The sequence below is a fragment of the Rhizobium sp. BT03 genome, from assembly GCF_030053155.1.
Classification (GTDB): Bacteria; Pseudomonadota; Alphaproteobacteria; order Rhizobiales; family Rhizobiaceae; genus Rhizobium.
The window spans coordinates 292,547-315,991 of sequence record NZ_CP125643.1 but is presented as its reverse complement, the minus strand read 5'-3'; the positions used below and the strand labels follow the sequence as shown (position 1 = coordinate 315,991).

At 57.0% G+C, this 23,445-nt stretch carries 14 protein-coding genes and 8 pseudogenes; 6 read left to right on the top strand and 16 right to left on the bottom strand.

The window, feature by feature from the left end; all coding sequences use genetic code 11:
• Window positions 1-666: 666 nt before the first annotated feature.
• From QMO80_RS28895 to QMO80_RS28885, 3 genes and pseudogenes are all read left to right on the top strand, one after another.
• Window positions 667-1,326, top strand: coding sequence for a DUF1007 family protein (locus QMO80_RS28895; RefSeq protein ID WP_012489448.1), 660 nt, complete (start codon window positions 667-669; stop codon window positions 1,324-1,326).
• A gap of 101 nt (window positions 1,327-1,427) precedes the next feature.
• Window positions 1,428-2,417: a hypothetical protein gene (locus QMO80_RS28890; RefSeq protein ID WP_012489447.1), complete on the top strand. Its 990-nt coding sequence runs from the start codon at window positions 1,428-1,430 to the stop codon at window positions 2,415-2,417.
• A 240-nt stretch (window positions 2,418-2,657) separates the two neighbouring features.
• A pseudogene (locus tag QMO80_RS28885) lies at window positions 2,658-3,618 on the top strand (ISNCY family transposase); the annotation flags it as partial.
• Here the strand turns inward: QMO80_RS28885 and QMO80_RS28880 are convergent.
• A pseudogene (locus tag QMO80_RS28880) lies at window positions 3,596-4,124 on the bottom strand (PAS domain-containing protein); the annotation flags it as partial. The pseudogenes QMO80_RS28885 and QMO80_RS28880 sit on opposite strands and share 23 nt — an antisense overlap.
• A gap of 222 nt (window positions 4,125-4,346) precedes the next feature.
• Here QMO80_RS28880 and QMO80_RS28875 point away from each other — a divergent pair.
• On the top strand, window positions 4,347-5,363 hold the full coding sequence (locus tag QMO80_RS28875; protein ID WP_012489446.1) for a sensor histidine kinase: 1,017 nt from the start codon (window positions 4,347-4,349) through the stop codon (window positions 5,361-5,363).
• Window positions 5,364-5,432: 69 nt separating this feature from the next.
• Here the strand turns inward: QMO80_RS28875 and QMO80_RS28870 are convergent, their stop codons facing one another.
• The 11 genes and pseudogenes from QMO80_RS28870 to QMO80_RS28820 form a co-directional block, all read right to left on the bottom strand.
• Window positions 5,433-5,669, bottom strand: coding sequence for a hypothetical protein (locus QMO80_RS28870; protein ID WP_049731160.1), 237 nt, complete (start codon window positions 5,667-5,669; stop codon window positions 5,433-5,435).
• A gap of 1,196 nt (window positions 5,670-6,865) precedes the next feature.
• Window positions 6,866-7,431 (bottom strand): annotated as a pseudogene (locus QMO80_RS28865) (ATP-dependent DNA ligase); the annotation flags it as partial.
• Window positions 7,432-7,498: 67 nt separating this feature from the next.
• Window positions 7,499-7,732 carry a hypothetical protein gene (locus tag QMO80_RS28860; protein WP_016737406.1) on the bottom strand — a complete coding sequence of 78 codons (234 nt, stop codon included), beginning with the start codon at window positions 7,730-7,732 and terminating at the stop codon, window positions 7,499-7,501.
• Window positions 7,733-8,465: 733 nt separating this feature from the next.
• Window positions 8,466-8,615, bottom strand: a complete 150-nt coding sequence (locus QMO80_RS28855) for a CPCC family cysteine-rich protein (protein WP_237350511.1) — start codon at window positions 8,613-8,615, stop codon at window positions 8,466-8,468.
• Between the two features lie 647 nt (window positions 8,616-9,262).
• On the bottom strand, window positions 9,263-10,483 hold the full coding sequence (locus QMO80_RS28850) for an ATP-grasp domain-containing protein (RefSeq protein WP_012489441.1): 1,221 nt from the start codon (window positions 10,481-10,483) through the stop codon (window positions 9,263-9,265).
• Between the two features lie 475 nt (window positions 10,484-10,958).
• Window positions 10,959-11,852: a diaminopimelate epimerase gene (dapF, locus tag QMO80_RS28845; protein WP_049731162.1), complete on the bottom strand. Its 894-nt coding sequence runs from the start codon at window positions 11,850-11,852 to the stop codon at window positions 10,959-10,961.
• A gap of 511 nt (window positions 11,853-12,363) precedes the next feature.
• Window positions 12,364-13,419: a D-alanine--D-alanine ligase gene (locus QMO80_RS28840; RefSeq protein WP_225882928.1), complete on the bottom strand. Its 1,056-nt coding sequence runs from the start codon at window positions 13,417-13,419 to the stop codon at window positions 12,364-12,366.
• Window positions 13,420-13,925: 506 nt separating this feature from the next.
• Window positions 13,926-14,033, bottom strand: a pseudogene (locus tag QMO80_RS28835) (transposase domain-containing protein); the annotation flags it as partial.
• Between the two features lie 114 nt (window positions 14,034-14,147).
• Window positions 14,148-14,347, bottom strand: a pseudogene (locus tag QMO80_RS28830) (integrase); the annotation flags it as partial.
• Window positions 14,348-14,394: 47 nt separating this feature from the next.
• A pseudogene (locus QMO80_RS28825) lies at window positions 14,395-14,712 on the bottom strand (integrase); the annotation flags it as partial.
• A gap of 161 nt (window positions 14,713-14,873) precedes the next feature.
• A complete protein-coding gene (locus QMO80_RS28820; RefSeq protein ID WP_225882929.1) occupies window positions 14,874-15,191 on the bottom strand; it encodes a tyrosine-type recombinase/integrase in 318 nt (105 codons plus the stop codon).
• A gap of 45 nt (window positions 15,192-15,236) precedes the next feature.
• Between QMO80_RS28820 and QMO80_RS28815 the strand changes: the two are divergent.
• Window positions 15,237-15,336: pseudogene (locus QMO80_RS28815) on the top strand (transposase domain-containing protein); the annotation flags it as partial.
• Between the two features lie 260 nt (window positions 15,337-15,596).
• On the opposite strand, the gene QMO80_RS28810 reads toward QMO80_RS28815, so the two are convergent.
• The 3 genes from QMO80_RS28810 to QMO80_RS28800 all read right to left on the bottom strand — a co-directional run bounded on the left by QMO80_RS28810 (window position 15,597) and on the right by QMO80_RS28800 (window position 18,504).
• A complete protein-coding gene (locus QMO80_RS28810) occupies window positions 15,597-16,718 on the bottom strand; it encodes a saccharopine dehydrogenase family protein (RefSeq protein WP_049731164.1) in 1,122 nt (373 codons plus the stop codon).
• Between the two features lie 453 nt (window positions 16,719-17,171).
• Window positions 17,172-17,558, bottom strand: a complete 387-nt coding sequence (locus QMO80_RS28805; protein ID WP_012489436.1) for an ectoine synthase — start codon at window positions 17,556-17,558, stop codon at window positions 17,172-17,174.
• Between the two features lie 499 nt (window positions 17,559-18,057).
• Window positions 18,058-18,504 (bottom strand): hypothetical protein, encoded by a 447-nt coding sequence (locus QMO80_RS28800; RefSeq protein WP_201259188.1) that lies wholly within the window; start codon window positions 18,502-18,504, stop codon window positions 18,058-18,060.
• 1,043 nt (window positions 18,505-19,547) lie between these two features.
• Here QMO80_RS28800 and QMO80_RS28795 point away from each other — a divergent pair.
• Window positions 19,548-19,726 (top strand): annotated as a pseudogene (locus QMO80_RS28795) (IS3 family transposase); the annotation flags it as partial.
• Window positions 19,727-20,009: 283 nt separating this feature from the next.
• Here the strand turns inward: QMO80_RS28795 and QMO80_RS28790 are convergent.
• Window positions 20,010-22,454: a glycoside hydrolase family 3 protein gene (locus QMO80_RS28790; RefSeq protein ID WP_012489435.1), complete on the bottom strand. Its 2,445-nt coding sequence runs from the start codon at window positions 22,452-22,454 to the stop codon at window positions 20,010-20,012.
• Window positions 22,455-23,445: the final 991 nt, after the last annotated feature.

Below are 23,445 nucleotides of genomic sequence, written 5' to 3'. Positions count from 1 at the left end.
GGTTTGGCTTCGCGCCAATTATTAGGCGTTTGCTCGTGGCAGGCACCCTTGATGTGATGAGAGTGAAGCTCGGACCCGGTTATTCCGGCTCCGGCCTCGGCGAGGATGTGGCCAAATACCGCACGGGTGCGGGTTCGTTTGAGGAAAGTTGCGCCACGTAAAATGAAGATCCGGTGTGTTTGCAGTGAAGGCATTCTAATTCCCAATTTCAATCTCGCCGGAAGCCCGAGCAAGCCCAAAATCGCTGACGCGAGAATCGACACGGATGTTCCACTTGCCGCAACGGCACGCGTCCTCCCACTGGCGCGCCGCACGCTTGATTGGCTCTATTCCCGCAGGGGGGGGTCGACAAGACGAAGGTCACTTCTTGGCGTCCAGCGGATCGATGTCGCCTTTCATCAGGAAGGCCGCAATCTCGACAGGGCCAGCGCGCCCGGGCGTGACGATGATTTTTGCCATCGCCTTGTCTGAATGAAGATGCGTCGAAGCCGGCTGTGCTGCCGCAGCGATAGGCGCGCGGTGGCGGCGTGAATCGCCAAGTTGCCGCAACGGCCAGCACGAGGAACTCGACCAACGTCTCGGCGGCGAAATAGCGGAAGGTGCATTCCGGTAAACCACGGCGATCGAAACTTAAATCCGTCGCAATCTTCTCGACACTCACGTAGCATGAGCCTCGCGAACAAACGCCGCCACGCCACTATCGCAACTTCACTTCTCCTCCTCGGGATGCCGACTAACACGTTCGCCCATCCCCATATCTTCGTTGATGCAAAATTCGAGGCGGTCGCGGCGCCCGATGGAAGCCTCCAGGAGCTGCGCGACACATGGCAGTTCGATGAGGTGTTTTCGTCGTCAGTGCTGCTCGACTACGACAAGAACCGCAACAATGCCCTCGACCCTGCGGAAGTTGCTGCCGTCGCCAAAACAGTCCGGGAGTCGCTTGCGCAGTACAACTATTATATGAACATCACGATCAATGGGAAAACACTCGCGCTTGCGAAGCCGGACATCCTGCATGGGACCTATGAGAACGGCTCCCTCACCCTGTCTTTCGCACAGAAGCCAATGGCCAAGACGCCGCTCAAAGGATTGATTGTTTTCGGCGTTTATGATCCGACACTCTATACTGCTCTCGATTTTGCCAGCGATGCCGATCTGAAAATCTCGGGCGAAGGCTTTAGCGGTTGCACTCACAAAGTCGTCAGGCCTGGCTCGAAAGAAATCCTTTCCGAAAATCAGGCGATGCTGACGACGATGTTCTTCAACGATCCAGTGGGCACAGACTACTCGCAGATTGTTGCGACCCGATTGGAAGTGCGCTGTTAAGGAGTGTCGAGGCATAATTGCGAACTATCGAACCTCGTTGTCGCCTCTGTCATGATGATCGATGTCATTCAGGTCTTTGTTTACATCACGGAGAGCACCAGATGCGTTCCAGGCTCAACCTTTTGCTAGCAACGGGGTTGGTCATCCTGGCACCAATGCTGTCCGGATCAACTCCCGCACGTGCCGCGGGCAAGAGTTCGCCTTTCCCGGCTTGGATAGCAGACTACGTCGGCGACGGGAAAGGCCAGATCACGCGCGTGGTTCTGGAGCGGGCGCGGAGGTTATATCTGGAGAAGGTCGCGGAGGGAACGGTCAAGAACGCCTGTTACTTCGCAATGGATGCGACACGACCCAACGATCTGACAGTTGGCCGGTTCTACGTGATCTGCGAGGCGAAGCAGTCGTTTCGGGTGATCTCGGCAGGGCATGGTGGCGGCCTCAACCTCCCTGGCGTGGTCAACTTCTCCAACGGCCGGGAATGCGCTAAGAATTTTGGCAACGCGCTGGACTCAAACTTGACCGCCGGTGGCGCGTATCTGACAAGCGAGATCAAGACCTCGTTCAAAGGCTATTATCTGGCGCCTTCTAACAGAGAGGCGGTTTTGACCCGCTCGTTTGTTCAATTCGATGGGATCGGCGATACCGCCAACGCCAGACAACGCGCAATCGGCGGGCATGCTGCGGCGCTCGTCTCTGGGATCTGCATGCAGAAAAAGCCGGAGAGCCCATATGCCGATCGGAAAGGCTATGTCCCTGTCGGGAAGTTGGTCACCTATGCGGGCGGGCGAAGCGACGGATGCACCAGCTGGTCGCCGGAAGAGACCCCGGAAGTCTTGTCGATGGTCAAGGATAATCCGACGACGCTCTATATCTACCCGGAGGCGCGCGACATCGCCGCGGTCGGCCGGGCAACGACATCGGGCAAGTCGCCAGTAAGCGCTGGATCATACTGGAACGCTACCTGCCTTGGCGAGATCGGCTCTCCGCAGTTCTGGCCGAAAGAGCGGCTGGAGCCGATCATCGCAAGATATAAGCAGGATCATCCAGCACCACCGCCGCGTCCAATTCCCCTCTGCCAAGCATCCAATTGAAAAGCGGGTGGCATCTGAGAAAACGATCGTCGTTTTGAATGTCACCTTTAGCTTTGACGACCAAAGTCCTCTGCGTATAACATTGCTGCAGCAGCCTCCTCGTCGCCGCCAATGCTTGGAGCACACTGAGATGGAACTCGCTCGTTCTATCCTGAATGCCGCGACACTCGCAACCTTGGGAACCACAGGCACAAACACGCACGAATTTTGCTTTTCCTCGCAGGGCAAAATTATTCTGGCAGGGTGCTGCTGGCGAGCGCCCGGCAGGAGAAGCTGGAAAGTGGCAAGGTCGTGCGCGTCGACAGCACGTCACCGCCGCACTGATCCATGAGCCGAGCGACAGTAGCCTATTATGGGACGCTGTCCGGGTGACGGTGCGGCTGTTGCAGCAGGCCGTGGCACTGGGTAGCGCCATCCCATGGCACGACCACCGCCGCGCGGCAAAGAAGCGGGCTCGAGCGATCGAATACCCGCGGCCGCCCCAAACGGATCAAGCACTACCGCGAACTGCTCAAGATCACGCGCACGACCTTGAGTTATCTGCAGCAGGCGAGTGAACAGTTGCCCCTGACGGCTGGCCCGGCCGGCGAACTGTGGCAGACCCAGCTCCGCCACTATAAGCTGCTGATCGACCGGATCATCGGCCAGACCGAACGGCGGGTCCTGGCCGGCGAGCCGGTGCCGGCTGGCGAGAAGCTGGTGAGCCTCTTCGAGCCGCATGCCGACATCATCGTCGAAGGCAGCCGCGACGTCGACTACGGCCACAAACTCAATCTGACCACCGGCAGAAGCGGACTGGTCCTCGACCTCGTCGTCGAAACCGGCAACCGGCAGACAGCAAGCGTTTGCTGCCGATGCTGGAACGCCACATCGCCTTTTATGGCCAGGCGCCGCATCAGGGCCGGCTATGCCAGCCGCGATAATTTGAGCCGAGCCAAAGCCTGCGGCATCCGCGACATGGCCTTCCACAAGAAGTGCGGCCTCAAGATCGAAGATATGGTCGGTAGCCGGGGTCGATCGCAAGCTCAGAAACTTCCGCGCCGGCATCGAGGCCGGCATCTCATGTTTGAAACGCGCTTGTGGCTTGGGGCGCTGCACCTGGCGTGGGCTCGACCACTTCAAGGCTTATGTCTGGTCATCGGTGGTCGCTTACAATCTCGCCCTCTTTGCCCGCCTCCGGCCGGATCGTCGGCGTTGGTGAGGCGAACAATGCTGTCCGCGATGGCGAGGACGTTCTTCGACCGGTGGCCGACCTCCGTCAGCAGCCGATGCTCGGACGCTTCCAGCGCCTCTATCCGCCGGTACTCCGTCATGTCGATTTACGATCCAAAAAAATAAAGCATCCTTCCGTCGTCCCCATGGATGGGACTTAAATGCAAGCGGTTCCAGAACTGCTCCCCGTTCTTCTTATAATTCAAGATCTCGACGCTCACCTCCCGCTCGTCGGCGATGCAGCGCGAAGTTCGGCGACGGCGATCGGAGACGTCGCCGGGCCCTAAAGGAAACGACAATTCCGGCCCAGCACCTCTCCGGCGGCGCAACCGGTCAGCTCGAGGAATGATCTGTAGGCCAGCACGATCGGCAGATCCGGCTTGCGCGCGCCATTGACGACCATCGGCATCCTATTCGTTCGAACGCGACCGCCGCAAGTTCTTTCCGGTCGGCCAAGGCTGCTTCTGACGATACCGAAGGTAAGTCGCCGTGCAGTTGTCAAATTGGGTCGTCATGCTTCCACGCTCAATAAGAGGTCCGATAACGTCGCACGCCGTCTTTTTCCTAAAAGACGATCGACCGACTGGCCTATGCGGCAGGCTTCCCGACCAGCCCGTCCGGGAGTCACGATTCGATGGCGTTGTCATTGCGCCTGTATGGGATGAGGTAAGGCAATTCCGCTTGCGCGACCGGAAGGATCAGGCGCAGAATAAAATCATGAACCCCATTTCCACCTCCAGTCGCGCTCGGGAGCGCTTTCTCGAAGCAATCCTTCAGAGTGCCATCGAATATGCGATCATCGCCCTGGATCTCGACTCCCGAGTGATCACCTGGAATGAGGGTGCCCGCCGAATTCTCGGATGGGATGAGACCGAAATCGTCGGCCATCCCGTGGCCGTTATTTTCACTGAGGAAGACCGCGCGGCGGGCATTCCTCAACGGGAAATGACCGCCACACTGACCCAGGGCCATGGAGATGATGAGCGCTGGCACCTTCGAAAGGACGGCTCGTTATTCTGGGCGTCGGGCCAGATGATGGCGTTGAGATCGGATGATGGCGAACTCGAAGGCTTCGTGAAGATCCTCAGGGATCGAACCGAGCAGCGGGAAAATGAGGAGCGACAGCGCGTCCTGATGCACGAACTTTCTCACCGCATCAAGAACACGCTGGCAGTCGTTCAGGCGATCACCAACCAGTCATTCCGGAACGCCGCCAGCATCGAAGCCGCGGAGCAGTCGATCTCGTCGCGCATCAAGGCATATGCAAACGCGCACGATATTTTGCTGCAGAAGAACTGGTTATCCGCAGCCGTCGATACGATCATCGAAGCGACCACGGTGAATCTCGGCGTTGAACCGAGCCGCATCAAAGCAAGCGGTCCGGCAGTCAGCCTGAACCCGCAAGCGGCTCTTGGCTTCGCCCTCGTGCTGCATGAGCTTGTCACCAATGCGACAAAGTACGGGGCTCTATCAGGGGATACAGGAACTGTCGAGATCGAGTGGTCCGTGCGCAAAAATGTCGGCGACGATCGCTTCAATCTCCATTGGCAAGAGAGCGGTGGCCCAGCCGTGGAAGCCCCAAAGAAGAAGGGCTTCGGCTCCCGCTTGGTCAATACGAGCCTGTCCGCTTTCGGAGACGTCTCGTTTGACTACGCCGCAACCGGCTTCAAGCTCGACCTCGAGGCATCGCTTCAGAAACTGCAATATCAAAATTGTCCGGATCTTGAAGTATGAAGAGATGTCAAATGCTGCCCCGAGGCTCCGTGTCGTCGCCGATGCCAAGATCAGCGAAACAACTGGCCTTCATGCGCCTACTCGGCCTTCGATCTCCTGAGGAGACAGGTGGTAGATGACGAGTTTTTCGACGACGTATTCCAGGTCCTGGTCCATCCTGAGAAGGTCGGTTGATTTGCCCAGGTGGCCGCATTCACCGAGATAGTCGAAGCACATACCCCACACCGCATTGCGAAGCTTAAGAACCTTCCTCGTCGTCTCCGGCGAGAAATATGGTTCTTCACTGAAATCGAGGGCATCAGACACGTCCCGCGCTCGCCGCGACAGAGCGTCCGACGAGACCTCGAACCATCTTCCGCGAACACTTCATAGCACTGCCTGCAACGTGCTTCGCGTAGACTGCAATCTTCAGTACATCGTTAAGCGAGATGTCTTGGTCGTGTCTGAACAACACCGTAGGCATGCCGGATCCTCCGTATTCGAGATGGAATAGAGCGCCTCAGGAATGTTCCCATTTTGTTCCTTTCAAAAAAGGAGTCAGGGGCGCTTTTTTCGATGGTCGTCATAAGGCGCTCACTATCCAACGGGTCCACCGGATTTCGTCGGCTATGCCTTGCACCATGGTCTCGGCCTCGGAGGACAGCTCTTGCGGCCGCAGACGAATGGTACTGCAAGGCCTTCGCTGATCAGAATGCTGCCGACATCCTTCCCGTCAACCAACAGCATCCCGAAAGAGCGCCATGGTCGCATTTCTTCGTACCTTCGGTGCCCGGCGGACAAAAGCACGCGACTTTTCTCAGTTCGGTGCTGCCGCCGGCAACCAGCTCTCGAAGCCGCGCCGACGCCCGCTCGCCCTGTTGGCGCTCATATTAGCATTGGGGCGAGAACTTCTCCGGCGTGTTGAAGCCCACCAAACGTGTTCCGGCGGCATCGCCAACGACGTGTACGGTGTCTCCGTCGGTCACCGTGAATTCCTGGGCCACAGATGTCCTCGCTGTGCCGGAGTTGACTGAAATTGCCCTCCCAAATCGGATACCTGCTGTGCGACGGCCACAGCAGCAACGATCAGGAGCCCAATGGCCAGCCGTCTGCCTGCTCTACCAAAACTGGGGACGAACATTTTCTTGGGCTGGTGGCGAGATCGGGGAAAGGGAACGACCGCGGATTGCGATGGGGCGGGCCGAGCGCTGCCTTAGAATCTCGAAAGTCTTTCGCCACTGTTGAGAGGCGAGCATTTCCGCCAGAACGCTCAAGGCGAGCGTGAATGTCGGCAAGAAACGTTCGCTGCCAACCCGTCAAGTTTTGACGTTGCAGTGCCGCCTCGATGTCGTGTCGCAGGTTTCCAGCCGGTTCCATGGCTCTATCGCTTCGTGCGGATAATCACACCTAAGCAGGAGGACCGGAAGAAATTGTAAACTGCAACCTCATTCAGCGACCAGGGACGGATTTCAGCCCATCGCGGGCGTGAATTGGCCGCTACGGGTCGTAGCGGCGCCGGCGAATTATTGCACCTCATAAACGCCTGCGTTATCAGCAGCGTCGCGCAGCCCCTTAAATGACGCGTGCCGCAGCTTCCCGTCGTGCGTCCACGCTCGATATTTGATCTCGGCAACAAGCTTCGGATCGACGAAGACCGCATTTCACTTCCGTCCGTATCGACAGGGGGCTTGCCGATGGTCAGTTTGTCTATCTGTTTCCGGAACTCACCCGCAGAACATTCGCTGAAGCCGGTTCCCACTCCCCCGACATACCAGCTCTTTTCCTCTGCGCGGCGAGCAGCAGCCGCCCAATGCCCGCAATGACGCCGTCGACTTCTCATGCCCAATGATTAAAAAGCCATCGCTCTGGACACATTTGATCTTCACCCAGCCGACCGGGTCGATAGGTGGCGTCCCTTCGCTTGGCGATGATCCCCTCAAGCCCGTGGTCGCAGGCGATGCGCAGGAGAACCTCTCCGTCCGTCTCGATCCTCGGACAGTCGAAGGGCGTCTTCGCCGCCTGCCGGCACCAGCCCTTCCAGAAGATGGCGTCGCGAGGCGAGTTCGGTTCCAGTGAGGTCGTGGCCGTCGGCTGGAAGCTGTCGATCGATTAAGAATGCTCAGGGCGAAGCCTGGTTATGCAGTCAATCGGGCAGGTCAGTGAACGGCAGCCGACGTCGGCGCGTTTACACGTGTTGCCCACCTGCCGACATAGGTGCCGATGAGCAGCGTCGTGACATCCTCTAACGATCTCGCGCCTTCGTTGAAGAACTCGATGGCGGCCGAGCACAAGGTTTGCGACGCCTGGTCGTCGGGTTCGACTTCGTAATAGCGGTACCAAGCCTGTACCGCTTCCGAAAGCATGCGGAAGTGTTTGTCGTGCGTTGGCATGTGACATCCTCCAGCTATCGACATAGCGGAGGAGCGATCTACAACAAGACCTCAGTCTCCAACTCTTCGGGATCCTGACGGCGGTCGTTCCCCACTCAAAGGACGCCACAGTCGAGAACGGTCACCTCATGCGGCTTCGGAACATGAACAAGACGAGAGATCCGGTGAGGTCTGCTGCGGTTGCGGCGAACATGAAAGCTCGCTTCCATAACCCCTGCGGCCCAATCTTCGGGTGCCCAGCTTAATGGCAGCGGCCTTCCCGGCATCTCGTCCAGCACCCGGCCGAATATCGCCTGCTCACAACCGGGCGGCCAGTCGACGACCCTGCCCTTCTCCTCAGTAGTGAAGATGGCATACTCAAGCGCGCCGCTGACGGAAGGTCTGAGGATGTCGCGACTACGCGAGGAGAAGAGCAAGAGGGCGCCTGCGGACTAGCTCGCGGCACTAGGAACTCAATGCCTCTTAGGACATTTCTTGCACGCAAAATTGGAGATAAAGAACATGGATCAGATTGTCATGTCAGATACGACCCCGGCAGCAAGCCGCAGGGCTGCTCGTATCTCCAGAGGCTACAGCCTCGAGGAGCTTGCAATTGCGACCGGACTTGCACGCGCGCATGAGCTTTTCTGATCTGGTGGGTAGACGCGTCCTCCTGGTAGCAAAGAGCAGCTTTGAATCAGAGTTCAGCTCATTTGGGGATCGTTAGCGTTCAGCTTCGGTAGGCGGACGTATATTATTGCGATGGTGGAAGGTTGCAAGCGCCGGATTCTGCGAAATTCAGTCGCGCTTGGACCAGCGACAGCGGGCCGTTCGGACCGCCTCGGACCAACTCAGCATCATGATCGTCTTGCCCATCATCTTCCCAAAAACACACAGGGCGAATCTCGTAGCCGCCTCGCTCTGAAAGGGTCGCGAAATGGCAGCACGGGCACCGGTATGCCTGCCCCTCAACGTAAGGCTCAATGATGTTGCGAAACTACATTGCGAGAGGTTCACCTCAGTCACAGACTTTGTCAACAGGGCCTAGTACGCCGCGCAGTGCCTATTACTTCGTCGCCGAATCGGTCGGCAAATTGCTGCCGCACCGCGTGTTCTGGTGACTATCCCGGCAATCGGATTACGGCAGGAGGGCAATCGCGACGCTCCACGGATTGATGATCTCCGTCACCCGTTTCGCCGTCCAGACCCTGATCAACTGGCGTTGCCGAAGAGATTGAGGTCGATCACAATCGAAGCAGAACAACAACTGCAGGCATATGAGCAGTATTTGCAAGATGCGCGCGCGCTGTTTCGTCAAACGATCGTAAATTATCAGCCGGTTGTCCGGGTTTTCTCTACTTTTGCTTCACTGATGGTGAGATCGCTCGCAAAGAAATCTGTGCAACGTCGGCCATACGCCGGTACTCGTATTCGTTCAGCGGGGCCGGAAATGCGAATTGACGAAACACGATACGGCGGGAACGCGGCTCACAAATGCCTCTAGCTGGAACCGAAGATCAAAGGCCTGGCGATGTGGGCAGAAATAGGCGTTTACGTCGGAAATGGAGTTATTGTCCAATCGATTTGATCGACGGCATTCTGAAGGATCGCCTCGCACTGGGCTAGGCTCGGTGAAACCGCTATGACGTGCCCGATCCAGTCTCGGGCATCTCCTTTCCTAATGATCGGCGTGTTCGTAGCTAGATACAATTTGACCTCGGCGACACCTGGTAAAACGGCCAACCGGCTCTCGCTATCAGACCACGTTAGTGTGCCGTCGCGGTCAGGAACTAGTATTCGGGCGGCCGCAGTGTGCGAACGTCTCCTGTGCAACGTCGACTCCTCGCCGATAGCAAGCTTGATGTGCTCGGTGATGAGGTCGATACCGTATGCTAAGAGAATCAATTGTGGGTCCGGCGTTCCAGCAAGGCGCGGATTGACTTCTATAACGACGGGTCCACGACTCGTCCACCGGAGTTCGATATTGGCCGGTCCCCATTCAAGACCGAGAGCTCGCAAAGAACTCTGTGCAACGTCGACGATACGCTGGTACTCGTATTCATTCAGCGGGGCCGGAAATGCGAAATGACGATACACGAAGTGCGGCGGTGGGCCGAAATCAGCGGCACAGACCCCTATAACGTCAGTCCCCATTGTTTCAACCGAAAAATGTGGGCCTCGCGCCAATTCTTCAATCAGTATGCCTGACGAGAAATTTCGCACGTCAGTGCTGTTCAGCAAATGGCTCGTCTGCTCACACAGCTCATCGACATTGCAGCAGAGTCGTACACCGGCACTACCAACACCTACGACTGGCTTAACAACTACAGGGAAGCCAATCTCTGCAGCGGCGGATATAACTTCGGTAGTATTCACTGCTAGAAAATATGACGGTACGGAAACGCCTCCTTCCTTAAGGAGCTGACGTTGCGTGAATTTGTTGCAGCATCTTTCTACCGCCTCCGGATTGGGGCCTGGTAGCCCAAAATGCCGACAGAGTTTGCCACTAGTCGCATAGAATGCCTCTCTGGCGCAGGTGATCCCAGCTACGTCATACGTTGAACGGAGGCGGGAACATTCGCGGATAAGCGCATCAAGATCTTTCGTATCAACTACGATTGCCTCGATACATTTTTCCTTAAGATAGTCGTATTGGACGGGCGGAGCTGCCAGGACTATTGGATGGAGCCCAAGATCCTGCGCGGCCCGGACATAAAGTTGTCCGGTACCGGCGGTATTACCTTCGATAAAAACTAGCGCTCTTCTCGTCACTCTCGGCACTCTCGTCGGCTCCCGCTCTTCAATTCACACCAGCAAGAGTTGTGCCAGCCGCACAAACATCGGGGCACTTTCTATCATTAATGTTCAGTGCTCAGATGAGGGAGAAAGGGACGATGGCTGACTATCGTCAATGTCATATATCCGACAACGGCATTTCTTTGGACGTGAGAAAATTGCTGAGTCTGCGGGGTTACGCTCGTCCGCGATATATCCGTCAGAGATTGGTCAGCCAAAGGAAGAACGAGGGTGGAACGAGTCTTGCGCTGTGATGTACGTCGCAGCAACTCAAACCGCTGGAGCGAACTCAAAGCTGGATAAAACTTGGTGGCAAGGTCAATGTGGGAAGAGGTGCTCGGGATAGGTCGACGGTCGGCATAAATGGGGAAGATGAACAACGTCGATCCACTTGCCTGGCTCACTCAGCCCCTCAACCCGCGCAACCTCGCAAGAGCTAACTGACGTTAGCCTACGACTTCTTGCCTCCTTCTATAAAGCCATGACAGCAGAACGCGACAGGCCCGGTCATGACAGCCATGTCTCCGTTTGCGATCTCGATTTTCAGCAATCCGGCCGGAAGGTGGACCGCAATTCTGGTGGAAGTGACGAGGCCTCGTTTCAGTGCCGCATAGGCGGCGACGCATGCGCCGGTTCCGCATGCCTTGGTCAATATGCCCGGACGCTCCCAGACGGCGAGCCGCAGTGTCCGCCCGTCCAGAACCTCGGCGGCGTCCACATTAATGCCCTCGGGAAAGAGGGGGTCGTTCTGCACCACCGGCGCATGGTGAGCCATGTCAAAGAGTTCGAGGCAATCGACGAAGAAGACAGCGTGCGGGTTGCCTATATCGAGCGCGAGGCCGTCCTTCAGTGGTCCGCTTTGTACTGGCAAGTGAAGCGTATCTACCTCTCTGGACAGGGGAATCCTGCGCCAGTCCATGCTGATTGGCCCAAACGTGACGCTGATTTGCATTGGCCCTGCTCTTCGACAGTGAAGGACACCTGCTTTCGTTTCAATCTGCACCTCGTCCTCGCCGGTCTCCTCGAGAAGAAGATACGCAATGCAGCGCGTGGCATTGCCGCATGCACCGACTTCCTTGCCGTCTATGTTAAAGATTCTCATCGCCGCGTAGGCACCGACGTTGCGCCCCTTGTCCGAGGCCGGTTCGATGGTGAGCAGTTGCTCGCCTCCCGGACCGGTGTGGCAATCGCAGATGCGGACGATGTCCTCACGATCGAAAGACTTCGACCCGTCGCGCCGATCTACGATCACAAAATAGTTGTGTAAGCCGTGCATCTTGATAAATGGCCACTGCCCGGGCAAGTCAACTGGTGGAGGGCATGAGAGAAAGTTGATGTGTCTCATTGTTCTGTCCAGCTAGATAAAGTGTTCAACTCAAAGCAATCCAATCGTGTTACGCTAGGCTGCGATTCACCCGCTCCTTGGCTCGTGTGGCAGGACCATGCTGAGCCCTTGAGCGTTTCAAGCAGCGCTCCAGATTGCGCCGATGTTAGTGCACTCCAAGGTCCCCTCTACCAGCCCCGCAATGGCACTTACGCGTCTAACACTCGGTGGCAGAGCCAGCCGTCACCCCTTAGCCAGGAGGCTGCCTAGCCGGCCTCAGGCTTGGTACTCAAGCCGCGGCCGTCCCGTGTCTTGGCAGCCAATCGGCGCCGGCGCGCCAGCGTAGCGCCCCTAATGACAGACACTCGCGCAGTTGACGCCGATCTATCGGGCGATGTCAGTCTGGGGAAGCCGCCCCTAGCGTAACGCAGCCGCGGCTGTCAGACAGCACTCCTCCATCTGCTCCGGCGTCAAATGCGCGGGCCGGAGACGTTTCCATTCATTACGCACCTCCTCACGACACTAGCCTACGTCACACAACCTTAGTAGAGATCATCAGCTGCCCGGGTATCTGCGCAGCAGTGCTTAGTGTGATGAGATCTTCGAATGAGAACCGTGATTGGAACGAGAGCGGCGCATTGCTTTCAGGGAGCAGTCCTGGGATGGTGTTAACCTCGAGGTAGACGGGGGCGCCGTCATTATAGATAAAGTCGAAGCGTACAAGCCCCTTACAGTCCAGCTGTTTATAAAGCCTGAGGACATCATCGCGGATACGTTCTGCCGCCGGTCCTTGGAGTATCTTGGGTATAGCATGCTCATCGACCGACCTCTGCTTCAGCCGGTCATCGTAGAAGCGCCAGCCGATTGGAAGGTCGAATAACACGACATCTCCGATGATAAGCTCTGATCCCACTTGAAAGATACCGACGGTGCCAGATGGCCCTTCGATGAATTCTTCAAGGCGCCACCTGGAGCAATCAGTAGGTTCGATTCGGGCAATCGCCTCCGCGGCTGCAGCATGGCCATCCAGCATCTTGATTCCAATACTGGACCCCTCGCCAATCGGTTTAAGGACCAGTACCTGCGACTGCTGTAGTTCGAGCGGCCAGGAGCGAGGGTCTCCCAGGGCTGCTACTAAACGGCCTCGCGGGACTGGATAGCCCCAATCTCGAAGCAATGAGACAAAGATGTCTTTGTTCATTCCAATTGCGGAGGGCAGCGTTGATGGCCCGGAGTAGGGAACGCGCAGGATGTCAAGGAACCCCTGCATCGTACCATCTTCGCCTCCTGCGCCATAGACCACACTGAGCACGAAGTCGCATTGGAGGACGGCGCGGAGCAATTGCTCTACATCGTTCGGCTCAACAAATTCAACTGAACGGCAAAGGTTCTGGAGGTGCGGCAATAGTACATCTTTAGTTTCAAGAGATGCTGCGCGCTCAGTTGATGATCCTCCAGCAAGAAGAACTAGCCGCAACGGGGATAGAACTTCTCGTGCGGCCGATAGCAGTTTCGCGTCATGCATTTTGTCGTCCTCCTTGCTGGCGAACTCGTTCTGATTACCCGCCTGGGCGGCATCGTCGAACAACTCGACGTACCTTTTCGTACACATCGCTCCAGACCCGGACGCCGTCCCTTCAATGGCTCTGGGCTGGGCGTGAGGGCCTACAAGTGAAACAGCGCGTTTCTCGGTTTGAATGACGATGCTACCCTGACTTCGTGCTTTTCTCCTCGGCTCGTCGCTCACACTGTCGCCCAGACCTAAAGTCCGGTTGGCAGCTGCACGCAACTTGCATCGATTGCAGCAACAGGCGTGCCAACTGGGCCAAAAAGAGCCACCACGAAATGTCTGCTTTTTATTGAATGGCTTCGATGAGAGTACGGCAGGACGCGGGGCTGAACACCGCCGTGTCATCAATTGCACAAAGTCGACGGAAGGTGTGTCGGGGTGCTGTAGTCTCAGCGTTTCGGCCCAGTTTGTCCTCGCCTCCAAGAGGGCGAAGTTGACCTCCGTCTTCCTTCCCGGTTTCCGTCGGTGGCGCAACCAACTCCGATGACAGTAAGCGTCCGGTCAAGCCCTCCGCGGGGAAGTTGGAGCCTCCACGGCAGAAGTTCATCGATCCGGTTGATGGAGTGATCGGCGATGCGAGTGAGGCCGTCTCCTAGGTAAGCCTCTGGATCGCCGCCGTTCAGCTTTGCGGTTTATGCCGACCGTCGAACTATGCCGAGCGCCTCTTCTCTTGTTTGCATCAAACCGTGCGTTCCCGGCCGGTTCGGCGGGTCGCCGTTGTTTGGCGCTTGGCATAGTCCTCATGCTCAGAGGGCGTTCAGGAATTCGAGAAGCCGGTCGCTTGGTCGAAATCGCTCGGCCTTGGCGCGTTCGTACGGCTTCAGCTCTGCGAGTGCAGATCCCTTCAGTACGAGATGCGCATGAAGATAGGTCAGCGTCGTTTCCATCGCTTCGTGCCCAACCACAGGGCAATGACCGAGCAGTCGACGCCCGCCTGCAGCAACTGGCATGCAGCGGCACCAGCCGTGACTTGCCAAACTTTGTCTCTCGGATGGTGAGGACGCCCTGGTCGAGATCGACATCGGCCCGGAGCAGGCTGAGCGCTTCGGAATGGCGCAGTCCGGCCACTGCTATCAGCCCGAACAGGCAGTGATATGTCCAGCGCCGGAGGGCGTTGGCCGGCGGCAACGACAGTGCTGCCGCCAGAAGTGCCTGAATCTCGACCTCACTATAGATGTAGGGTTTTGTCCGCCGTGTCGGCGCCACAGCGTCGCTCGGTGACACTTCCGTCAAAGGATCGAAATGAGTCAGGTGCTGGGCAAAGCAGCGCACATCAGCCAGTCGGATTGACCAACTCGGCTGCCGGTCCATCGAGGTGACCCACTCCATTGCCAGATCATTCTTGATGGTCTCGGCGCCGCAGGCTTCCATGAAAGCGACGAACTCCGACAATCGTTTTGCCGGACCGTCATATTTGTATCCCAGCCCTTGGCGCATGCCGATGTAGCGCTCAAACGCGGTGCGAAGCCGGCTCATTGGACACCTCCCGGCCAGGGTAGGCTCAGTTCACGCAGCTTCTCAATATCGAGCTTGGCATAGATTCTTGTACTGTCGATGCTTCGATGGCCGAGCAGTTGGCCGATCTCGGCAAAGCTGGCGCCCGACCGCAAAAGGTCGGTCGCGAGGCTGTGGCGAAAGAGGTGAGCACCTTGGTGCGCATAGCCGTCAATGCCTGCCAGTTCGAGCGCCTGCTTCGCGATCATTGTGATGGCGCAGCCGGAGGCAAATCCCACGTGCGGCGCAAGTGTTCGCAAGAAAACGGCGTCGACACGCCGAAGCGGGCCGCCCATGCCGGATTATAAGCGACGATCGCTGTTCCGACGTCGTGACGCAGCAGCGCCAAGCTCAATGACCTCGATCCACAAGCGTGGCTCGCCGATGTGCTCGCTCGCACCCGACACCTCGATCAGCAGGCTCGAACAATTGCTCCCCTGAAATTGGCAGCCACCGAAGTCCCTACAACCCTACAACACCCTAGCCGGATGGTTACGGAGTTTCAGAAATCCCAACCGACATGAAATGTCGAGCTTCTGTGCATCACCCCATCGACGCCGCCGTTCGTGACCAAGAATTCCACGCGCATCGCGAGCCTCGCCTAAGACACCTCGCAAACGAGTCGTAAACACGTGTCTTAAGCCATCACAACTACAGCCGGCAGTCGACCGTCACCGGTGACAAGGGCCGTTAAAGTTCACCTAGTCCATCGGCAGGACCTCTAGGTCCAGCTTCAAGCGCAGGGCCTCCGGGTCATAGGCCCGGCCAAACCGGTTGTTCAGGAAGTCGGGCAGTGCGACCTCTTCTTGCCGAACGACGCCATTCTGAGGCAGCTTTCCGTCGGCCAGAAGGTCAAGAACCGTTGTGATGCCGGCGGCGGTCGTGATCTGAATGGAGCTCATCGCTTTACCCGCCACCACGCCAGAGTAAACCTTGTTGGCATAGGTCTCCTGCAAATAGCGACCGTCTTTCCATCCGCAGACGGTGACGAAGATGACCACAACGTCTTGCATCGTAGCAGGCAGAGCGTTCTCGAAGACGTCTTTCAGCAGGTCTCGGCGATTCTTCAGATTGAGGTCATTCAGCAGAGCCTTGATGATCGCCTGGTGACCGGGATATCGGATTGTCCGATAGTTCATATTGCGGACGCGGCCTTCGAGCGTCTTGGCCAGGGTGCCCAGACCGCCGGATGTGTTAAAGGCCTCATAGGTGATGCCATCCAAGGAGAATTCTTCCCGTTCCTCCAGTGCAGGGACCGTGACGAATTTGCCCTCTACAATAGCTTCGCACGGTTCAATGTATTCGTTGATCAGACCATCCGTGCTCCAGGTGAGATTGTAGTTGAGAGCGTTGGACGGGTATTGCGGCAGTGCGCCGGCGCGCATCCGAACGCTATCCAGCGTGTCGAAACGCTTTGCGAGGTCATTGGCAACAATCGAGATGAAACCGGGAGCAAGACCGCACTGAGGAATGAAAGAAACGTTGGCGCACTTGGAAAGCTCTTCGACCTTCTTTGTCGTTGCGACATCTTCCGTGAGATCGAGGTAGTGAACGGAAGCTTCCAATGCGGCCTCGGCCACTTTGCCGGTCAGGTTGAATGGCGCCGCGGACAAAACGGCGAATTTTCCCTTCAGCAACTTTACGAGCTCAGTCTTGTCGGTGATGTCGACTACCTTACTCGAAATCGCAGTATGCTTGTCGAGCTTATCTAGCTGCGCCTGATCGCGATCTGTTACCACGACGGTGTAGTCGTTCGTCGCAGCCAACATCAAAGCGATAGCGCCGCCAATCTTGCCTGCGCCAATGACCACTACATCCTTCATATCAGTTCCCTTGCAACTATCCACCTTCTGCGATCGCGGACGTAGTTCATATCAAGATTGTCACCAGCGCCGTTTAAAGATTTATCAAAAGTGGCGGCACCTGAAGCGGGTGTCTCTTCCAAGTTCACGACATGAGGCTCCCTGATATTTTGGAGTTGCAAAGCAAAGATAGCAAGTCGATGACATTCATGCCGTGCCCACTGATCATAGCCCGGAATATGCTATTTTTTGCCAATCCCCAAAGTTGCACTCGAGGAGATATATCTCCTCAAACAACGAAGTCAAAGCGCGGCATCTTGCAAGTACTTGTTTGCGGACGCCGCGCAATATCACTGATCGCGACGTTCGGGATAGTCGGCTAGCAACTTCGATAATGTCCCAGATTGCGTTCTGTCTAGGACACGTTCGCCATGAGGCATGGCATCAAAGAGGTCCGAGTTACGGCCGCCTTACTCAGTATGCTGAACCCGACTGGTCATTGAGGTCGTGGCGCTCTATCCCCGTGAGCGGCGGGTTGAAGATGCTGACGAGGATCAGGTCTCGGTCGCCGCCCCCGCGCAAATAGTGCTTGTCGTGCTTGTCGAGCACATAGATGTCGCCTGGGCGGACCGGATAGATATTGCCCTCCATGTCCTCAACCTCGCCCTCCCCGGCGATGCAGTAGCAAGCCTCGAGATGGTTGCGGTATTGAAGCAGCGACACGGTGTTCGCCCTCACCACCGTATGGCAGACGGTGAAGCCCATGCCGTCCTTTTCCGTCAGCAGACGGTGGCTAGTACCGCTGCCCCACTCCACGAAGTGATCCGTAGCTTCGACGTCCAGTAGGCTGCGCACAAACATCGCGTCCTCCTCATGTCAGAAGATTTCAAAGTTGCCGTAATCCCAGTTCAAATATTCCTTCCTATCTGGCAGCATTTCGCAATCGCCTCACGATGGCAGCCCGATACGGCGAGATCGCCCAAAGCGTATGCAGTTACGGGCAGCGACTGCCGCTTCTGATGATCTCCTTTCTACTAAACTGCTTCGAACAGGCCCGCGCCGCGTCCGGGCATGCCTCAATGGCCTCCAGTCTTGTAACGGCCCTCAGCGAGCTGCTTAAGCGTCTGACGCATTGCTTTCCTTAGTGATTGCGGAATCAACGGTGGACGGCTCCGGACTCGCAATTGGCTGTTACAAAACTTGTGCCAATTTAGTGGTCGAGGCCTAGAAGAGTGATTCTGACGGCTCTTCAGCTATTTAAACTAGGGTTGACCATGAGATTTGGCCATACAAGCCTATGTTGCGGACCCGACAGTACCAACACAAGATGTCGGATGTCGGTCAAGCAGATGCTCCACGACTATGTTACCGTCGGAGAAAGGGAAAAAGATAAATCGCATAGAGGCCGATTTGTCTGGCCGGCGCGTGCCGCCGCATCTCCCAGGCCTTTTCGCCGGCGACGCGGCGGACGATCGGTTCCACCCATGCCCTTGCCGGTCGTCGACAAGATATTCCGTGGTAGATCAAGTTTCTGAATGAAGGCAAGTTTCGCCGTCATGCTGAGGTTGTTGTCGAGAGATGCCTGGCCAGCATCACCGCTCATCGTATTGAAGCCGGTCTGCCCGTCTGCCTCGGCAATAGACCCTTCCAGCAATGCGACAGTAGTTGCTGAAAGGCGAGCGCTCACCCCGGTCAACCAGCTATCGAAATAATGCTGCCGTTGCGAACGCACCAGGCGTTCCAGTTCCTTGTGTGACGGGCCGTATATGCAACGGTCCCGGCACCACAGGAAAACCTGCTCGAGCATGGCGCCAATCGATTGTCCGGTCGGACATGCCGGTGTCGTGGTCTCCCGTCTGGCAGAGGTGGCGGACGCAGTTGGCGTAAGCTACGGGGTTGCGTCCTATAGTTCCTCATCCAAAGCCGCGGTTGACGCCCCAACGCTAGCAGCCGCCGAAACGTTCACGTCGGGTTCTGCGCTCTCCGCAACAAACACTGTCTTGGGCAAGCCGGCCTTTGCCGATCGTTGAGCAAGTTGGCCCGGCTTCCGGCACCAGACTTTCATCAAGGTGATCACCTGTCGGCGGCAGCGGCGGAATTGGACTGATGAGGCGAGGGCACAGATTCTTGCCCACAACGTTCTTCAACTCGGCCCAGTCCGGCGATATGTTCCCTCATCCTGGTTTCAGGCATGCCTTCAAGGCCCTGTCGGCTCGACACTTGGATTTTACAGGCGCCTGGCTGCTGGCCGACTGCCGCGCCCGTTCCGTGATGATAAAAGTATTGTGCCGTGTTGGGTTCTTCACAAATATGTCCAGCACCCTACGTAGTTCTCTGCTCGGAAGCGGTTAGGGTCTGCGCCTTGACGCCGAAGATGGCCCTCTACAAGTTGGGTGACAATGTCCCGAGAGTTCTGCTCGCGTTGGTTAGACGGGCAGGCTGGCTCTTTTAGCTATTTTGCATCGATGGCAGGCTCAAGGTTCTCTTGGAAGTCAGCATTGTAGCTGCCTCACCATGGCGTTGAATAGGCTGAGTCGACCAAAGTGCTGCGCCCATTACCGAAGATTGCGATGAGGCATCAGCGTCCTTCAGCAATCTTGCCAAAGAATGCAGGCTTGCGAGATCGACGTGCGGGACCGCCAGGCTGCGCCAACGACCACTCACTGATCGGTCGAAATCCACGATGGGACCTCAAGAAGTCGACCAGAAGAAGAACCAGAAAGGCTGCAGCGGAAATATGCGTCCCTTTGGACACCGCCTCATGCACGTGAACGGGTTGCCCGGACCAGGGATGCCACGGATACAAAAGCTCGCGAACCTCGGTCCCGTGGGTGTTCTGTCGTCGTGTTGTACAACCATTTCCGGCCGCACTGATCGCTCGGATACCAGACCCCGGCAAGCTATGCCGATACAATGCCGCAACCGGCTCCAACGCTACGCAAGATGAAGGCTTCGCGTTTCCGCCGGTTGCTCACACCGCGCCACTTGGCGTATTCAAAACCGCCGAGGCTCTAATCGCCGCCGGATGAAAATCCAGTGGCAGGTCACTTCTTCCATCCCTTGGTGTCCACCTATTTGGGTGGACACCTCATGCCAAAGCTCACTCAATTGCAGAAGGTGCGGGGAAAATCGCGCTTACGATCGTTCAGAAAACATTGCCTGTTTTTGGAGGCGCAGGCGGTGTTTGGCCAGGCCATTAACCAAGTACCGGTTTTGAGGCATTCTCTCACTCAACTCACCCAGCTTCACCGCCAAAACTGCATACGTTGGAACTCAACCACTGCCCAATATGGTCATTGATTTGCGGCACATTCAGAGCGCCAAGACAGCGCCCTTTTGCGTGACAGTTAAACTCAAACGGATGTCGGTGGCCGAGAACCCAGCCATCACTGCAAATTCCCCCGCCTCTATCCGCCAACGCCGCTCGGTCGTGTCGAAGAAGGCAAATGTTCGGGCGTCAAGTACGAAACGCAACCTTCGTTTCTCACCGGGTTCCAGGGCAATTTTCGAGAAGGCTTTCAGCTCTTTAACCGGTCTGGGTATAGATGCTTCAACATCGCCGACATAGATTTGCACCACTGCCGAACCTGGCCGCTCGCTGATGTTGGTCAATTCCAGTGTCACTGTCACCGCGCCGGCAGCGTCCGGTAGCCCTACCGTCAGGTCCGACATCGCAAAGCTTGAATAACCGAGACCATGACCGAACGGGAACAGCGGCTTAATGCCGTGGCGGTCGTAGTGCCGATAACCGACGAACACACCTTCGTCATATCGCACATGGCCGTCCTTACCTGGATAGACCGCGTCATCCTCGGTATGTGTGGGGTTGTCAGCCCAGCGCACGGGGAAGGTCTGTGCCAGTCGGCCCGAGGGCTCGGCCTTGCCGAGGAGCACATCGGCGATCGCGTTGCCAGCCTCCTGTCCGGGATACCAGCATTGCAGTACTGCACGAGCACCGGAAAGCCAGGGCATTTCCACCGGTCCACCGGTTTGTAGTACGACGATCGTGTTCGGATTGGCCGCAATTACCGCCTCAACAAGCTGGTTCTGCAGACCGGGAAGTGCAATACCGCGAAGATCGGAGCCCTCGGTATCCCAGTCGCCCGTTCTGCCCACGAAGACTACCGCATGATCAGCCTTTGCCGCGACGGCTGCTGCCTCGGCAATCTCCGCTTCGGCCGAAAATCTGCCTATTCCTACCCGAATTGCAGCGATATAGAGGTTGACGTGGTCGTGCCGGGCGTACTCGGCGACGACCTCGTATGTACGGCCGGCTTCGAGCGTGATTTCACCCACGACCTCTTCGCAGCCTTCTTCAAAGAATGTGGTACCACGTATCCAGGAAGCCCAAGCGTCCACCACAAGTCTGCCGTCCACATAGACCCGGCCAAGCCCGGCCGAGGTTAGTCCGACGCGATAGATGCCGGCTTCCGAGGCTGTGAAGATGGTGCGCATTCTAGCCGAAAAGCGAAGGGGATCGACAAAGCCCTCGGCCACGGGGGGCAACCATACACCAAGGCTCGACGGTTCCTCGACGACCTTCACCGGTTCGCCAGCTAGCTCCCTTCCTTGGAAAAACTCGAAGGTTGTGGGGTTTTCGATTAGCGGCTGAAACCGATAATTGTTGCAACCCTGAGCGTAGCACAAATTCTCCTCACCCAGCGCGTCCACCAGCCCCTGCCACGGACTGATGACATAGTGAGGGTTCAACTGCGCCGAGCCGCCTCCCATCACCTGCGCGACCTTAGCATTGGGTCCAATGATGGCGACCATACCTTGCTGAGCCAATGGCAGGATCCCGTCATTCTGTAGCAGAACTGCGCTTTCCGCTCCCGCGCGCCTGATCAATGCCCTATGTTTCGGTCGATCAATGGCGTACTCCTTAAACTCGCGATGATCGTTGATAGCGCCGGTGCGTTCCATCAAAGTCAGGATATTGCGCACACAGGCGCGGATCGTCTCGACACTAACCTCGCCGCCTTCGACCGCAGCCAGTAGCTTGGAGCCGCGATCGCGAGTCGGGCCCGGCATCTCCAGATCCAGCCCGGCATTCACGGTGGGTGCGGTCGAACGCGAGCCGAACCAGTCCGACATCACCACGCCGTTAAAACCCCAGTCACCGCGCAGAACCTCGTTCAACAGCCAATGGCTTTCCGCCGTGTAAGTACCGTTTAGCTTGTTATACGAAGACATCACGGCCCAGACCTTTGCCCGCTTCACCGCCGTCTCAAAGGGTATCAGGTAGACTTCGCGCAGCGTGCGTTCATCGATATCTGAAGAGATGGTTGTACGTTCAATCTCGGACTCGTTGCCGACGAAATGTTTTATCGTGGCACCGACTTTCGTGGACTGCAGACCTTCGATATAGCCGACTGCAAGTTCCGCCGTCAGGATCGGATCCTCAGAGAAGCACTCAAAGTTGCGGCCGTTTGTGACGCTACGCTGGATGTTAACGGTGGGGGCTAACGAGACGTGGGCACCTTTTGAAAGAACCTCGTCACCTAGGGCACTGCCGATTTCCTTGGCTAGATCCGGGTTCCAACTCGCTCCGATGGCGATGCCCACCGGGAAAGCCGCTGCAGTCACACCTCCGACAAAAGACCCCGCCCCGCGGGCGCCGTTGGGGCCGTCGGTCAAGCGCAATCTCCCTATCCCTAGGCGGTCGATGGGCGGTAAAGACCAGAACGTATCGCCGGAAAGTAGCGAGACCTGCTCCGCCAAGGTCATATTATCGAGCAATGCTTTCTTATCAATCATCTTCTCTGCTTCTTGAATCTCAATACTTAGCTGTCCCAGATCGGCATCTCGAGATGCATATTGGGGAAGCTAGTGATCTCGGCGCCATGGAGCCGTCCATCCATAAAAAGGACGCCCGTTTGTTCATCAAGGCGTCGCGTCCCGCCGTCGCGAGGACGACGACATGTTCGAAGCCTTCACATAGCCGAGATGCGGTCACCGCTTTCCATTGAAAACAAGGGACATCGCGGCAATCGATTTCAGCAGTGAAAGTTGTGCCGGCTGCGGCAGCGCCGGTTCTGTTACGGAGTTATTCCTCCGCAAGTTTGTGAGACAGTTTGAACCTTAGCAAGCTTTATCAGACAATCTGTTGACAGACAACCTCGGTCGCGCAGCTTTCGTGTCGTCATTGATGATTCGATGCTTCCCTCGGAGGCGGATCCCGATTGATGAAGTTTCTTCACCGCCTATGGACAAGGATCGACCACAATGGACAGGCTGTTGTCCCGTGTCCGGCTACAGAGTAATCATTTTCGTACTGTCTTTCATAATCAGCATTTGCGCGGTGGGGTTTTCGGGGCACTACGCCGCGGGTCTCCTACAAGGCCGCCTGGAAACCTCGAGCGAGGTGATGCAGGTGCTCTCGTGTTTCCGTGACGTCTCCGCCTCGTCCGTCTGCATCGCCCTCACGCCGTGCTTGAATCCTCCCTACATATGCAGGCATTTCCGGTTGATATCGATCCAGATTGTCTGAGAGCTACCAGTATTCGTTGATCCTGCCGTTATAGCTTTGCCTGCTCGTCTGCACAAATTTAGATATCGAGAGATCAAAAACGGGCGCCTGGAGGAGAGCCGTGGCAGTACCGCATTCGTACCGGCTGGTTGTGTCAGACAGCCGAAGACTTGCGGATTCTCTATCATCATGGATGGCCTCGGCTCAGAGAGGGATCGGAGGCTGTCACGTATTTTTTTCCGCTTTCGGCATGTTAAAGGATGCCAGGCGATCTTGCTG